Source organism: Roseivivax sp., from assembly GCF_054552075.1.
On the sequence record NZ_JBTOLZ010000017.1, the window covers coordinates 1 to 14,126 of the forward strand.

At 69.3% G+C, this 14,126-nt stretch carries 15 protein-coding genes; 4 read left to right on the top strand and 11 right to left on the bottom strand.

What is annotated here, in order from left to right; genetic code table 11:
• Nucleotides 1-221: 221 nt before the first annotated feature.
• The 8 genes from ACX938_RS13125 to ACX938_RS13160 all read right to left on the bottom strand — a co-directional run bounded on the left by ACX938_RS13125 (nt 222) and on the right by ACX938_RS13160 (nt 8,393).
• Complete coding sequence (locus ACX938_RS13125) at nt 222-2,420, bottom strand: 3-hydroxyacyl-CoA dehydrogenase NAD-binding domain-containing protein (protein WP_459431395.1); 2,199 nt, start codon at nt 2,418-2,420, stop codon at nt 222-224.
• 64 nt (nt 2,421-2,484) lie between these two features.
• Nucleotides 2,485-2,949 (bottom strand): hypothetical protein, encoded by a 465-nt coding sequence (locus tag ACX938_RS13130; RefSeq protein WP_232755037.1) that lies wholly within the window; start codon nt 2,947-2,949, stop codon nt 2,485-2,487.
• Between the two features lie 3 nt (nt 2,950-2,952).
• Entirely contained in the window at nt 2,953-4,164 is a 1,212-nt protein-coding gene (locus ACX938_RS13135) for an acetyl-CoA C-acetyltransferase (protein ID WP_232755038.1), read from the bottom strand.
• A 13-nt stretch (nt 4,165-4,177) separates the two neighbouring features.
• Nucleotides 4,178-4,813 carry a glutathione S-transferase family protein gene (locus ACX938_RS13140; RefSeq protein WP_459431396.1) on the bottom strand — a complete coding sequence of 212 codons (636 nt, stop codon included), beginning with the start codon at nt 4,811-4,813 and terminating at the stop codon, nt 4,178-4,180.
• A gap of 161 nt (nt 4,814-4,974) precedes the next feature.
• Entirely contained in the window at nt 4,975-5,187 is a 213-nt protein-coding gene (locus ACX938_RS13145; protein ID WP_232755040.1) for a hypothetical protein, read from the bottom strand.
• 44 nt (nt 5,188-5,231) lie between these two features.
• Nucleotides 5,232-7,010: an acyl-CoA dehydrogenase C-terminal domain-containing protein gene (locus ACX938_RS13150; RefSeq protein WP_459431397.1), complete on the bottom strand. Its 1,779-nt coding sequence runs from the start codon at nt 7,008-7,010 to the stop codon at nt 5,232-5,234.
• Between the two features lie 27 nt (nt 7,011-7,037).
• Nucleotides 7,038-7,451 carry a MerR family transcriptional regulator gene (locus ACX938_RS13155; RefSeq protein WP_232755042.1) on the bottom strand — a complete coding sequence of 138 codons (414 nt, stop codon included), beginning with the start codon at nt 7,449-7,451 and terminating at the stop codon, nt 7,038-7,040.
• Nucleotides 7,452-8,018: 567 nt separating this feature from the next.
• On the bottom strand, nt 8,019-8,393 hold the full coding sequence (locus ACX938_RS13160; RefSeq protein WP_232755043.1) for a MerR family transcriptional regulator: 375 nt from the start codon (nt 8,391-8,393) through the stop codon (nt 8,019-8,021).
• Between the two features lie 163 nt (nt 8,394-8,556).
• Between ACX938_RS13160 and ACX938_RS13165 the strand changes: the two genes are divergently transcribed.
• The 3 genes from ACX938_RS13165 to ACX938_RS13175 are packed head-to-tail and all read left to right on the top strand — an operon-like array spanning nt 8,557 to nt 10,821.
• On the top strand, nt 8,557-8,979 hold the full coding sequence (locus ACX938_RS13165) for a PaaI family thioesterase (RefSeq protein ID WP_459431398.1): 423 nt from the start codon (nt 8,557-8,559) through the stop codon (nt 8,977-8,979).
• Nucleotides 8,979-9,491, top strand: a complete 513-nt coding sequence (locus tag ACX938_RS13170) for a PaaI family thioesterase (protein ID WP_232755045.1) — start codon at nt 8,979-8,981, stop codon at nt 9,489-9,491. The genes ACX938_RS13165 and ACX938_RS13170 overlap by 1 nt, the downstream gene beginning before the upstream one ends.
• Complete coding sequence (locus ACX938_RS13175; RefSeq protein WP_459431399.1) at nt 9,484-10,821, top strand: MATE family efflux transporter; 1,338 nt, start codon at nt 9,484-9,486, stop codon at nt 10,819-10,821. The genes ACX938_RS13170 and ACX938_RS13175 overlap by 8 nt, the downstream gene beginning before the upstream one ends.
• On the opposite strand, the gene ACX938_RS13180 is transcribed toward ACX938_RS13175, so the two are convergent.
• The 3 genes from ACX938_RS13180 to ACX938_RS13190 are packed head-to-tail and all read right to left on the bottom strand — an operon-like array spanning nt 10,788 to nt 13,272.
• On the bottom strand, nt 10,788-11,771 hold the full coding sequence (locus ACX938_RS13180; protein ID WP_459431455.1) for a threonine ammonia-lyase: 984 nt from the start codon (nt 11,769-11,771) through the stop codon (nt 10,788-10,790). The two genes, ACX938_RS13175 and ACX938_RS13180, sit on opposite strands and share 34 nt — an antisense overlap.
• Nucleotides 11,768-12,589 carry an alpha/beta fold hydrolase gene (locus tag ACX938_RS13185; protein WP_459431400.1) on the bottom strand — a complete coding sequence of 274 codons (822 nt, stop codon included), beginning with the start codon at nt 12,587-12,589 and terminating at the stop codon, nt 11,768-11,770. Before ACX938_RS13185 ends, ACX938_RS13180 begins: the two co-directional genes overlap by 4 nt.
• The gene (locus tag ACX938_RS13190) at nt 12,589-13,272 is read right to left on the bottom strand and encodes a haloacid dehalogenase type II (protein ID WP_459431401.1); all 684 of its coding nucleotides are present in this window, start codon (nt 13,270-13,272) and stop codon (nt 12,589-12,591) included. Before ACX938_RS13190 ends, ACX938_RS13185 begins: the two co-directional genes overlap by 1 nt.
• 135 nt (nt 13,273-13,407) lie before the next feature.
• Here ACX938_RS13190 and ACX938_RS13195 point away from each other — a divergent pair, with 135 nt between their 5' ends.
• The gene (locus tag ACX938_RS13195) at nt 13,408-13,893 is read left to right on the top strand and encodes a hypothetical protein (protein ID WP_459431402.1); all 486 of its coding nucleotides are present in this window, start codon (nt 13,408-13,410) and stop codon (nt 13,891-13,893) included.
• Nucleotides 13,894-14,126: the final 233 nt, after the last annotated feature.

Here is a 14,126-nt window from a genome sequence, read left to right on the forward strand (position 1 = left end):
GGCTCGGCTCGGCTCGGCTCGGCTCGGCTCGGCTCGGCTCGGCTCGGCTCGGCTCGGCTCGGCTCGGCTCGGCTCGGCTCGGCTCGGCTCGGCTCGGCTCGGCTCGGCTCGGCTCGGGCCTCGGCACCGCCAATCAACCACCCCCAACGAAAAAGAGGAGCCCCCACCCGGGGCTCCCCTCCATCTCGTCACAAACAGCGCCCCGCAGGGCCCCTTGACCCTCAGGCCGCCTCGGCAGTCTTGCCGAACCGTCCGTAGAAGCTCTGGGTCTTCTCGGCCATCTCGCGCAGGAGCGTCGGGCAGGCGAAACGGGCGCCGTAGGCGGCCTCCAGGGCGTCGCAGCGCTCGGCGGCATAGGGCGCGCCGAGGATGTCGAGCCAGGACAGCGGGCCGCCGGACCAGGGCGCGAAGCCCCAGCCGAGGATCGCGCCGACGTCACCCTCGCGGATGTCCATCAGCACGCCTTCCTCGAGCGCGCGCACCGCTTCCAGCGCCTGGGCGAAGAGCAAGCGATGCTGCACGTCGGTCAGCTCGGGCTGCTCCTCGGCCACCGGGTAGCGGGCCGCGAGACCCTCCCAGAGACCCTGGCGCTTGCCCTTCTCGTCGTAGGCGTAGAAGCCGGCGTTGGCCTTGCGGCCGAGACGGCCCTCGCCCTCCATCCAGAAGATCACCTCGTCGACCGCCTCGTCGGGATACTCCGCGCCCATGGCGGCCTTGGTCGCCCGGGCGATCTTGGCGCCGAGGTCGATCGAGGTCTCGTCCACGAGCTGCAAGGGCCCGAGCGGCATGCCGACCATCTTCGCGGCATTCTCGATCAGCGTCGGGTTCACCCCCTCGGCGACCATGCGGATGCCCTCGTTGATGTAGGGGATGATGCAGCGGTTGGCGTAGAAGAAGCGCGCGTCGTTGACCACGATCGGCGTCTTGCGGATCTGCCGCACGTAGTCCAGCGCCTTGGCGGTCGCGCGGTCGCCGGTGGCGCCGCCCTTGATGATCTCGACCAGGGCCATCTTCTCGACCGGCGAGAAGAAGTGGATGCCGATGAACTGCTCGGGGCGCTTGGAGGCCTTGGCCAGCTCGGTGATCGGCAGGGTCGAGGTGTTGGTCGCGAAGATGCAATCCTCGCCGATGACCTCTTCGACCTTGGCGGTGACCTCGGCCTTGATCTTCGGGTCCTCGAAGACCGCCTCGATGATCAGGTCGCAGCCCTCGAGCGCGGCGTAATCGGTGGTGGCGGTGATCTGCCCCAGCACGCGCTCCTTCTTGGCCTCGTCGACCTTCTTCTTCTTGATGCCCTGGTCGAGGTAGCCCTCGGTATAGGCCTTGCCCTTGTCGGCGGCCTCCTGCTTCTGGTCGAGCAGCACCACCTCGATCCCGGCCATGGCCGAGACCAGCGCGATGCCGGCGCCCATCATGCCCGCGCCCAGGACGCCGACCTTCTTGACCGACTGGTCATCGACGCCCTCGGGCCGCACGGCGCCCTTCTCGAGCGCGCCCTTGTTGATGAAGAGCGAGCGGATCATCGCCCCCGAGGAGGGGTTCATCAGCACATGGGTGAACCAGCGCGCCTCGATCTTCAGCGCGGTGTCGAAGGGCACCATGGCGCCTTCGTAGACCGCCGAGAGCAGCGCCTTGGCCGCCGGGTAGACGCCCTTGGTCTTGCCGTGGACCATGGCCGAGGCGCCGACGAAGGTCATGAAGCCCGCCGGGTGGTAGGGCGCGCCGCCGGGCATCTTGTAGCCCTTCTGGTCCCAGGGCTTCACGATGTCCTTGTCGGTGGCCTCGAGGACCCAGGTGCGCGCCGCCTCGAGCGGATCGGCCGCGACCTCGTCGACGAGCCCCGCCGCCTTGGCTTTCATCGGGTCCGAGAGCTTGCCCTCGAGCAGGAAGGGCGAGGCCGCCATGGCGCCCATCTTGCGCACCAGGCGGGTGGTGCCGCCGCCGCCGGGGAAGATGCCGACCATGATCTCGGGCAGGCCGATCTTGGCCTTGGGATCGGGGGTCACGAAGATCCGGTGCGTGGCCAGCGGCAGCTCGAGCCCGATGCCGAGCGCGGTGCCGGGCAGGGCCGCGGCGATCGGCTTGCCGCCCTTCTGGGTCTTGGGGTCCATGCCCGCCAGCTCGATCTTGCGCAGCACCCGGTGCAGGCCCATGACGCCCTCGAAGAGCCCCTCGGCGGGGTTCTCGCCGGCGGCGTCCTTCATGGCCGCGATGGCGTTGAGGTCCATGCCCGCGGCAAAGCTGTCCTTGCCGGAGGTGATGACCACGCCTTTCACCGCGTCATCGGCCAGCGCCTCGTCGATCAGGCTCTCGAGGTGTTGGCCGGCCTCCATCGACAGCACGTTCATGGACTTGCCGGGGCAGTCCCAGGTGATCACCGCGACGCCGTCGGCGCCCTTGTCCATCGTGAAATCGGTCATGTCAGTCTCCCCTTGGAGAAGGTTGTCATATCGGGCCCGCCGGTCGCGCGGCGGGCGGAAAATCTCAGTCGTCGGCGCCGGGTCCGGGGCGGTCCGGGGTCAGCGCCGCCGCGTGGCCCTTGTCGCGGGTCGCGGTGTAATGGCTCGCCTGCACCCGCCAGTCGCCATCCGCCCAGGCCAGGTCCGAGATCGCCTGGTAGGGGGCGATGACCGGGGTCTCGCCGGCGAAGAGATGGGTCTCATGCGTGGCGGCGATCCGGCCGGGCCCGGCAAAGCGCGCCTCGGTGACCACCCGGTCGATCCGGGTGACACCGAGGCTGCGGAACTGCTCCTGCATCTTCTGGAACAGCGCCTCCAACTCGGAGAGCTGGTCGAGCCGGGTCTCGCCTTCGGCGGTGCTGTGCCGGTAGGGCAGGGTGAAACAGGGGGCCATCGCCGCGAAATCACCGGCTTCGAGCGCGGCGTCGGCGCGCGTCAGCAGCGTCTCGGCGATCTCGAGGGCGGTTCGGGTTTCCGGGGCGGTGGCCATGGATCAGACCCGCTCGATGATAGTGGCGGCACCCATGCCCGAGGCGACGCAGAGCGTGGCCAGGCCGGTCTCGCGGTCCGAGCGCTCCAGCTCGTCGAGAAGCGTGCCGATGATGATCGCCCCCGAGGCGCCCAGCGGGTGGCCCATGGCGATGGCGCCGCCGTTGACGTTCAGCTTGCCGTGGTCGACGTCGAAGGCCTGCATGAAGCGCAGCACCACCGAGGAAAACGCCTCGTTGACCTCGAAAAGGTCGATGTCGCCGATCGCCATGCCGGAGTCCTTCAGGATCTTCTCGGTCGCGGGCACCGGGCCGGTCAGCATGATCGTGGGATCGGTGCCGATCTTGGCGGTGGCGCGGATCCGGGCGCGCGGCTTGATGCCGTGCTTCTCGCCCCATTCCTTGGAGGCCACCAGCACGCCCGCGGCGCCGTCCACGATGCCCGAGGAGTTGCCGGCGTGGTGGATGTGGTTGATCCCCGCGAGATGCGGATACTTCAGCGTCGCCACCTTGTCGAAGCCGGGCATGGTCTCGCCCATCTCCTTGAAGGAGGCCTTCAGCGAGCCCAGCGACTGCATGTCGGTGCCCGGGCGCATGTATTCGTCGTGATCGAGGATCGGCAGGCCGTTCTGGTCGCGCACCGGCAGAATCGAGCGGGCGAAACGGCCCTCTTCCCAGGCCTTGGCGGCGCGCTTCTGGCTTTCCACCGCGAAGGCGTCGGCGTCATCGCGGCTGATGCCGTATTCGGTGGCGATGATGTCCGCCGAGATGCCCTGGGGCACGAAGTAGCTGTCCATGGCGATGGAGGGATCGACCGCGATGGCCGCGCCGTCCGAACCCATGGCCACGCGGCCCATCATCTCCACGCCGCCGGCGATATAGGCTTCGCCCGCGCCGCCGCGGACCTGGTTGGCGGCCAGGTTCACCGCTTCCATGCCCGAGGCGCAGAACCGGTTGATCGAGAGGCCGGGGATGCGTTCGTCGAGGTCCGAGGCCAGGACCGCGGTGCGCGCCAGGCAGCCGCCCTGTTCGCCGACCTGGGTGGCATTGCCCCAGATCACGTCCTCGACCGCGTGCCCTTCAAGGTTGTTGCGCTCTTTCAGGCCGTTCAGCACATGCGCCGAGAGACGCGCGCTCGTGACCTCGTGCAGGGCGCCGTCCTTGCGGCCCTTGCCGCGCGGGGTGCGGATCGCGTCGTAGATATAGGCGTCGGTCATCCTTGGTCTCCTTTCACGCCCGGTCCGAAGGGTTGCCGGGCATCAGCTCATAGGGGTGTTTCCAGCCGGGCTGTTCCGAAAGCCGGGTCAGCCAGGCGTCGATATGGGGCCAGTCCTTGCGGTCGAAGCCGAAGGGCTCGGGGTAATAGAGGTAGCCGCAGCACGAGAGATCGGCGTTGGTGAGGCCCTGGCCGACGATCCAGTCTCGGCCTGCGAGATGGGCGTCGAGCACCTGGTAGGCGGCGTTCAGACGGCCCTGCAGGAAGCCGATCGCCTCGGTCGGGCGCTTGTCCTCGGGCAGGAAGTTCAGGAGGAACCGCGTCACCCCGGCCTGCGAGGAGAGCTTGTGGTTGTCCCAGAACACCCAGCGCATGACCTCGCGCTGCTCCTCGGAGGTGGTGCCGGCGAATTTGCCCGACTTCTCCGAGACATACATCTGGATCACGCCGGACTGGGTCAGCGTCACATCGCCGTCGACCATGACCGGAGCCTCGCCCATGGCGTTGAGGTCGCGGTATTCGGCGCTGCGGGTCGCGCCGTTGAAGAAGTCGACGAAGACCGGGCGCCAGTCGAGGCCGGACAGTTCCAGCGCCAGCGCGGCCTTGTAGGCGTTGCCGCTTTCTCCGAAGCAATGCAGATCGATGGTCATGCGCGGTCCTTTCCCAAATGCCTGCGCCCGGGGCGCGTCCCCCTTCGGGCCGGAAGACGGGACAGGGCAGGGCGGGCCCGGCCAAGCGCCGCCCGAAGGGCGGGGCCTGTCGCGATCGGTGCCTCTGCTGCCATTTGCCTCCTCCCAGGCCGTGGCGGTCCTCAGCGCTTGCGCGCCTCCAGCTCGGCGTTGAACAGCCTGAGCCGGTGCGACAGCGCCTCGTTCTCGGTGACGCTGTCGAAGTTCTCGAAGAGGAAGCTCAATGCCTCGCCTTCGTCGAGCCCGGCCTCGGCGGCGAAGCGCCGGAGCCTGCGGTAGCCGTCCTCGGTCATGGCGACGGGGAAACGGCGGGTCAGACGGAAGCGTTTGGGCATGGGGCCTCCTCGGGACGGGTGGGCGTCTCCGCCCACCCTTGGCCTCAGAAGTTGGCCGCGTCCAGTTCCATGACCGTCTCGGCGCCGGACTCGATGCGCTTGAGGTGCATCGCCGTGGCCGGCAGCTGGCGCGCCATGTAGTAGCGCCCGGTGGCGAGCTTGGCGGCGTAGAAGTCGTCGCTCGCGCCGGCCTCGATCGCCGCCTTGGCCGCGAGGCCCATCTTCGCCCACATCAGGCCCAGGCAGACATGCCCGAAGAGGTGCATGAAGTCATAGGAGCCCGAGAGCGCGTTGTTGGGGTTCTTCATGCCGTTCTGCATGAAGTACATGCCCGCCTGCTGCAGGTCCTTGGAGGCCAGCTTCAGCGGATCGAGGAAGTCGCGGTCGAAGGCTTCGTCCTGGCCCTTGGTCTCCTTGATGAAGTCCTTGACCATGTCGAAGAAGGCCATGACGTGCTTGCCGCCGTCCTGGCCGAGCTTGCGGCCCACGAGGTCGAGCGACTGGATGCCGTTGGTGCCCTCGTAGATCATGGTGATCCGGGCGTCGCGGACGAACTGCTCGAGGCCCCATTCGCGGGTGAAGCCCGAGCCGCCCAGGGTCTGCTGCGCGAGCACCGCGGTGTCGAAGCCCTTGTCGGTCAGGAAGCCCTTGATCACCGGCGTCAGCAGCGAGATCAGCCCCTCGGCGGCGGCATCCTCGTTGCGATGCGCGCGGTCGATCATCGAGGCGCCCCAGAAGGTGAAGGCGCGGGCGCCTTCGACAAAGCTCTTCTGGTGCATCAGGTTCCGGCGCACGTCGGGGTGCACGATGATCGGATCGGCGGGGCCCTCGGGGTTCTTCACGCCGGTCACGTCACGGCCCTGCAGACGGTCCCGGGCGAAGCCGAGCGCGTTCTGGTAGGCGACCTCGCCCTGGGCATAGCCCTGCAGGCCGACGCCGAGGCGGGCCTCGTTCATCATGGTGAACATGGCGCGCATGCCCTTGTGCATCTCGCCGATCAGGAAGCCCTTGGCGCCGTCGTAGTTCATCACGCAGGTGGCGTTGCCGTGGATGCCCATCTTCTCTTCGAGGCCGCCGCAGGACAGGGCGTTGCGCTCGCCGAGGCTGCCGTCCTCGTTCACCAGGAACTTCGGCACGATGAAGAGCGAGATGCCCTTGATGCCGTCGGGGCCGCCGGGGATCTTGGCCAGCACCAGGTGGATGATGTTGTCGCACATGTCGTGCTCGCCGGCCGAGATCCAGATCTTGTTGCCGGTGATCTTGTAGCTGCCGTCGTCCTGGGGCTCGGCCTTGGTGCGGATCAGGCCCAGGTCGGTGCCGCAATGCGGCTCGGTGAGGTTCATGGTCCCGCCCCACTCGCAGGTGACCATCTTCGGCAGATAGGTCGCCTTCTGCTCGGCCGAGCCATGGGCGTGGATGGCGTTATAGGCGCCATGGGTCAGGCCCGGGTACATGTTGAAGGCCATGTTCGCCGAGGAGAACATCTCGCCCACCGCGGTCGAGACGAGGTAGGGCAGGCCCTGGCCGCCATACTCGGGATCGCAGTCGAGCGCGGTCCAGCCGCCGTCGCGCATCTGGTCGAAGGCCTCGCGGAAGCCCTCGGGGGTGCGGACCACGCCGTTCTCCAGGCTGCAGCCCTGCTCGTCGCCGACCTTGTTCAGCGGCGCCAGCACGTTCTCGGCCAGCTTGCCGGCCTCGTCGAGGATGGCCTGCAGGGTTTCACGGTCGAGGTCCTCGTATCCCTCGATGCCGGCCTCGGCGGTCTTCAGCACCTCGTCGAGAACGAAGAGCATGTCCTTGGTGGGGGCGTGGTAGACGGGCATGGTGTCCTCCCTTGGGAAATACCGGTGTTATTCTGCGGCCTTGTCGCCGTGCGACATGGAGCCGAGGATCTTCTCGCCCCAGCGCATCTGGTCCTCGAGGTCGGCGATGGCCTCGTTGAGCTCGTCGCGCTGGGCGATCATCGCCTCGAGCCGCTCCTGGGCGACCTCGTAGGTGCGGGCGAGCTGGGTGCGCTGCTGGTCGCCCATGTCGTAGAGGTCGAGCAGCTGGCGGATCTCCTCGAGGCTGAAGCCGAAGCGCTTGCCGCGCAGGATCAGCTTGAGCCGCGCCCGGTCGCGCCTGGTGAAGAGCCGTCGCTGGCCCTCGCGGATCGGGAAGATCAGCTCCTTGGATTCATAGAAGCGCAGGGTCCGCGGCGTGACGTCATAGGCGTCGCACATCTCGCGGATGGTCATGATGCGGTCGTCGGAGGTCGGGGTCATGGGTCTCGCAAGCCGATGTGTTCAAGCCAGAGGTAATGCGCTCGACCCCGCTGATACAACACGGGGTGACGTTTACGTAACTCATACGTCACGTCACTTTTTCTCTGACGGGGGGTCACGGCGCGGCGGGGCTATGGGGCGGTCGGGCGCGGTGGGTTTGGCGGCGGGGAGAGGTGAGTAGTGGCTTGTAATTTAGAGCGATTACAGTGCCTTGAGGCGAAGCCCGTTTCGCATGACCTCCAGCGCGTGGCGCGGATCACGCCCGGCCCGCCTGGGTTGTGCCGTTACGTCATGGATCGCGTTGCCCTCAGCGGGTGCCCTGCCGAACCCCGCCGAGAATAGGGTCGTCGACCGGCGGCACACCGCCCATCCCAAACCGAGATCCGGGCGTTGAGCCGACTGCTCGCCGTTCACCAATACCCGAGATCCGGGGAGTGAGCCGACTGCCCGCCGTCCATCAAGCGCCGAGATCAGGGGCTCGAACCACCAGCCCGCCGCTCATCAAGCGCCGAGATCGGAGCGCAGACCAGCAGCCCGCCGCCAATCCGCCGCCGAAAACCCCGCGCCTCAGCCGTCGAGCGACTTTGCGGTCTCGTCGCGCAGGGTCTTCAGCTCGTCCATCGCCTGGTCGAGCTGGCGGCGCTGCTCCTCGAGCTCGCCGAGCTGGCGGTCGGCCATGGTCACCCAGGTCCGCATCTGCGCCTCGGTGCCTTCCTTCTCGTAGATCAGCAGCCACTGGCGGATGTCCTCGAGCTGGAAACCGAACTTCCGCCCGCGCAGGATCAGGGTCATGCGCGCGACCTCCCGCGGCCCGTAGAACCGCGAGCGGCCCTCGCGTTCGGGCTGCAGAAGTTCGATGTATTCGTAGTAGCGCAGCGTCCGCGGCGTCACATCGAACTTGGCACACATGTCCTTGAAGCTGAGGCGGGTCTCGTCTGCCATCCGGGTCTCCTCGGGTTTCCGGGCGCCTGCGTGCGCCCGAAATAATGCGATATGCGCGGCATGGGCAAGGGGCAGGGCGCCCCGGCGCGCAAGGGGGCTTGTTCCCCGCCCTCTGAGCAGGGATAACCCCAAGGACATATGAAGCCGCAGGGAAGGCAGACAAGTGGTTGCGGACAAGGCCAGAATCGCCCGGCAGTTCATCGCGAGCATCCCCCATTCGCGGACCCTCGGCATGGAGATCGAGGAGCTCGGCGACGGCTACGCGCGGATCACCATGCCCTATCACGAACGCATCGTCGGCGACGCCAAGACCGGGGTGATCCACGGCGGCGCGGTCTCGGCGCTGATGGACACCTGCGGTGGTGCTGCGGTGATGAGCCACCCCTCGGCGCCCGGCGGCACGGCGACCATCGACCTGCGCATCGACTACCGCCGCGGCGCCAAGCCCGGCGACACGATCACCGCCGAGGCGCGCTGCACGCATATCACCCGCAACGTCGCCTTCGTCAGCGCCACCGCGACCGACAGCGACGCCGAGAACCCCGTGGCCACCGCCACCGGCGCCTTCACCGTGGAGGGCGCGTGATGGCGGCCCGGCGTCCCCCCGATCCCGTCCAGGTGGTCAAGCAGCGGCGCGACGCGGCGCTGGCGGCGCTTGCGGGCGGCGTGCCCTACATCCAGACGCTGGGCATCCAGTTCGACCGCAAGGGCGACGAGCTGACCGCCGTCCTGCCCTTCAAGGACGACCTCATCGGCAACCCCTTCCTGCCGGCGATCCACGGCGGGGTGACCGCGGCCTTCCTCGAGATCACGGCGCTGATCACCCTTTGTTACCAGTGGCTCTGGGAAGACGTGGAATCGGGCGAGCTGCAGGTCGAGGCGCTGGAGGCGGGCGAACTGCCGCGGCTGCCGAAGACCATCGACTTCACCGTCGACTACCTGCGCTCGGGCCTGCCGCGCGACGCCTATGCCCGCGCCCGCGTCACCCGCTCGGGGCGGCGCTACGCCAGCGTCATGGCCGAGGCCTGGCAGGACAACCACGCCCGGCCCTTCGCCATGGCCACCTCGCATTTCCTGATGCCGCGCAGCGATGGCTGAGACCGAGACCGGGGTCGCCGCGCCGCGGGACGTCACCCATGGCCGCGTCCTGAAGATCGCCCTGCCGATCGTGCTGTCGAACGCGACGGTGCCGATCCTGGGGGCGGTCGACACCGGCGTGGTGGGCCAGCTCGGCCAGGCCGCCCCGATCGGCGCGGTGGGCATCGGCGCGGTGATGATCACCGCTTTCTACTGGGTCTTCGGCTTCCTGCGGATGGGCACCACCGGGCTTGCCGCCCAGGCCGAGGGCCAGGGCAACCGCGCCGAGGTCGCGGCGATCCTGACCCGGGTGCTGATGATCGGCCTTGCCGGCGGCACCGCCCTCATCCTGTTGCAGCCCGCGCTCTTCTGGGGCGCCTTCCGAATCTCGCCGGCGAGCGAGGAGGTCGAGGGGCTGGCGCGCTCCTACATGGCGATCCGCATCTGGTCGGCGCCCGCGGCCATCGCGATCTACGGGGTGATCGGCTGGCTCATCGCCCGCGAGCGCACCCGCGCGGTGCTGGTGCTGCAGCTCTGGATGAACGGGGTGAATATCCTGCTCGACCTCTGGTTCGTCCTCGGGCTCGGCTGGGGCGTCGACGGCGTGGCCGTGGCGACCTTCATCGCCGAATGGTCCGGGCTGGCGCTGGGCCTCTGGCTCTGCCGCGGTGCCTTCCGGGTGCCCGACTGGCGCGATTGGGCGCGGGTTTTCGACCGCGAGAAGCTGGCGCGCATGGCGCGGGTGAACAGCGACATCCTGATCCGCTCGCTGCTGCTGCAGTCGATCTTCCTGTCCTTCCTGCTCTTCGCCTCGGACTTCGGCGACGTGACGCTGGCCTCGACCCAGGTGCTGGTGCAGTTCCTGCAGATCACCGCGCATGGGCTCGACGGCTTCGCCTTCGCCGCCGAGGCCATGGTCGGCCAGGCGCTGGGGGCGCGGGCGCGGGCGACGCTCCGGCGCGCCTCGGTGATCTCGAGCCTCTGGGGCGGGGTCGGGGCGGTGCTTCTGGCGGCGGCCTTCTGGGTCGCGGGCCCGTCGATCATCGACCTCATGGCCGATGTGCCGAGCGTGCGCGCCGAGGCGCGGGACTACCTGCCCTGGATGGTCGCCGCGCCGATCCTGGGGCTGGCCTCCTGGATGCTCGACGGGATCTTCATCGGCGCCACGCGCACCGCCGACATGCGCAACATGATGGTGCTCGCGACCCTGGGCTATTTCGCCGCCGTGGCCGCGCTGATGCCGGTCTTCGGGATGCACGGGCTCTGGGCCGCGATGTCGCTGAGCTTTGTTTTCCGGGCGCTGACGCTCGGCTGGCGCTACCCGGCGTTGGAGCGCGCCGCCAGCGCCTGAGCGAAGATCGCCGGATCGACATTGCCGCCCGAGATGGTGACCACCACCGCGTCGCCCTCCAGTTCCTCGCCGTGGTAAAGCGCCGCCGCCAGCGCCACGGCGCCACCCGGTTCGGCCACGAGCTTCAGCCGCAGGAAGGCCTCGGCCATGGCGGAGAGCGCCTCGTCTTCGCGGACCACGAGGCCCGGCCCGCAGAGCCGCTGCATGATCGGGAAGGTCAGCTTGCCCGGCGCGGGCGTGATGATCGCATCGCAAAGCCCGCCCGAGAGCCGGGCGTTGGGCGTCACCTCGCCGGTCGCCAGCGCGCGGGCGGTGTCGTCGAAGCCCTCGGGCTCGACCGGGCGGACGCGCAGGCCCGGGGCCTCGGCCTCGCAGGCCAGCGCGATGCCCGAGGTCAGCCCGCCGCCGCCGCAGCAGACCAGCACGTCGGCGCGGGTGATCCCGAGCGCCATCATGTCCTCGGCGATCTCGAGCCCGGTGGTGCCCTGGCCGGCGATCACCTCGGGCTCGTCGAAGGGCTTCACCAGGGTCAGCCCGCGCTCTTCGGCGAGCCGCGCGCCGATCTCGTCGCGGTCCTCGCGGCCGCGATCGTAAAGCACCACCTCGGCGCCGAGCGCGCGGGTGTTCTCGATCTTCAGCCGGGGCGCGTCCGAGGGCATGACGATCACCGCGCTCGTGCCATGCCCGCGCGCCGCCAGCGCCACGCCCTGGGCGTGGTTGCCCGAGGAAAAGGCGATCACCCCGCGCGCCCGGCGCTCGGGCTCCAGCGCCGAAAGCGCCGACCAGGCGCCGCGGAACTTGAAGCTGCCGGTGTGCTGCAGGCATTCGGGCTTCACCAGCACCCGCCGCCCCGCGAGTTCGTCGAGGAAGGGCGAGGACAGCAGCGGCGTGCGCCGCGCCTGGCCGTTCAGCCGCGCGCGGGCGGCCCGGATCCGGTCGATGTCCATCAGGCGAGCCTTTCGAGCCAGCGGGCGAGCGCGTCGCGGGCGGGCGGCTCGTCGAGGAAGGGGATATGCCCGCGGTCGGGCACTTCGGTCGCGATCATGTCGGGGCGGCGGCGCTGCATCTCGGCGAAGGTCTCGGGCGTCAGCAGGTCCGAATTGGCCCCCCGGATGGCGCAGAGCGGCAGGCCGTCGAGCGCATCGAAAAGCGGCCAGAGGTCCGGCGCGGGCTGCGCGCCGTCGCCCAGGACCGCCTCGCGCAGCTTCGGGTCGTAGGGGATCTCGAGGCCCTCGGGCCCCTCGCGGAAGAGCCGCCGGACCTCGGTGTCCCAGCGCCCCTGCGGGACATTGGCGAAGCCCGCCATGCGGGTGCCGATCACCTCGGCGGCTTCTTCGTAGGTTTTCCAGACCGGGTTGCGGCCGAGGTAATCCTTGATGACCTCGAGGCCCGCGGGGGCGATCTCGGGGCCGATGTCGTTCAGCGCCACGCCCGTGAGCCGGTCCTTGGCGGTGGCCGCCAGCATCATCGCGATGAGCCCGCCGCGCGAGGTGCCGAGGACCGCGGCGCGTTCGATGCCCAGGTGGTCGAGCAGCTCCAGCGCGTCGCGCCCCTCGGTCGGGATGGTGTAGCTCGCCGGGTCGCCCCAGTCCGAGGCGCCGCGCCCGCGGTAGTCGAGCCGGATGAGCCGGACGCCCGCCAGATGCGGCGCGACATAGTCGAAATCCCCGCCGTCGCGGGTCAGCCCCGCGAGGCAAAGGAGCGGCAGGCCCGCGCCTTCGTCGGTGTAATGCAGCGAGAGCCCGTCGGAGGTCGTAAAGCGCGGCATCAGCGGGCGAGATCCGGCAGGCTGTCGAGCGTTTCCAGCACGTGCTGGGGCCGGGCGGGCAGGCGGTCCACCGGCTCGCCCTTGCGGTTCACCCAGAAGGTCTCGAAACCGTAGCCCGCCGCGCCCGCGGCGTCCCAGCCGTTCGAGGAGACGAACATCACCTCTTCGGGGCGGGTGCCGAAATGCGCGCCGACCATGTCGTAGACCTTGGCGGAGGGTTTGAAGATCCCGACCTCCTCGACCGAGAGCACCGCGTCGAGGTATTCGCCGATGCCGGCGCTGTCGACCGCGCCGTCGAGCATGTCCTTGTTGCCGTTCGACAGGATCGCGCAGGTCTTGCCGGCGGCCTTGAGCTTGGCCAGCATCATCGGCACCTCGCGGAAGGGCGCGAGCTCCCAGTAAAGCGCCAGGAGACGCTCGCGCAGCTCGGGGTCGTCCTGCAGGCCCTGGCGCTCCAGCGCCCAGTCGAGCCCGTCCTTGGTGACCTCCCAGAAGGGCGTGTAATCGCCGGTGATCGCCCGGAGCCAGGTGTATTGCAGCTGCTTCTGCCGCCAGTCCTCGGCGATCTCGGTCCAGACGGCCTTCAGGCGCTCGCGGCCCGGCTCCTCGGCGGCGGTGCGCGCGGCCGAGGCCACGTCGAAGAGCGTGCCGTAGGCGTCGAAGATGCAGGTGGTGATGGGCATGGGCTCCTCCTTGTTGCGGGCAAACTGACACGCGGGCGCGGCAAGGGAAAGGCCGGGCGGTTCCCTTCGCCGCGGCGAGGCCGTAAAGGCGGAGAGAGGACCGCTGACCCCACCGCTGACCCTGAGGAGAGATGGATGTCCGACGAAGTGCTCGCCACGATGAAGGCCGCGCCCGGCCGCCGCTGGTTCGGCCTGATCCTGCTGGTGGCGCTGGGCCTCCTGGTGCTTTACGTCGCCGCCGCGCGGCCGCCCGCGCTGGGCTGGCAGGCGCTTCTGGTAGCGGTGGGGATCGGGTCCTTCTGGATGGCGCGGGCGATGCATCGCGCCACCGGGCTGACGCTGACCCTGACCCGCGAGGCGCTCAGCGACAGCGAGGGCCGGGTGGTCGCCCGGATCGAGGACGTGGCCGCGGTCGACCGGGGGATGTTCGCGATGAAGCCCTCGAACGGCTTCGTGCTGAAGATGCGCAACGCCCAGCCGCGGGCCTGGCGCCCCGGGGTCTACTGGTCGCTCGGCCGCCGGGTCGCCGTGGGCGGGGTGATGCCCGCCTCGCAGAGCAAGCCCATGGCGGATTCCATCGCCATCATGGTGGCCACGCGCGGGCAGGGCGAGGACGGCTGAGGTGGAGCCGCGCCGGGCTTGGGCGGAAAGCGGTAAGGCTTGTGCGTCCGGCGTGCGGCGGTGATCGGTGAAGCATAAGCGCCCGGCTATGGGCGGCGGTTCGCGAGACAAAGCTAAGCGGTGACGGGTCGCACACCGTGAGGCTCGTCGGCCCGACGAGGGGTTCTTCAGCCTAATAACGACACGCGGCGGCCCAAAGCAGAGCCGCCGCGCGCCCATTGACAGCCGGGCTC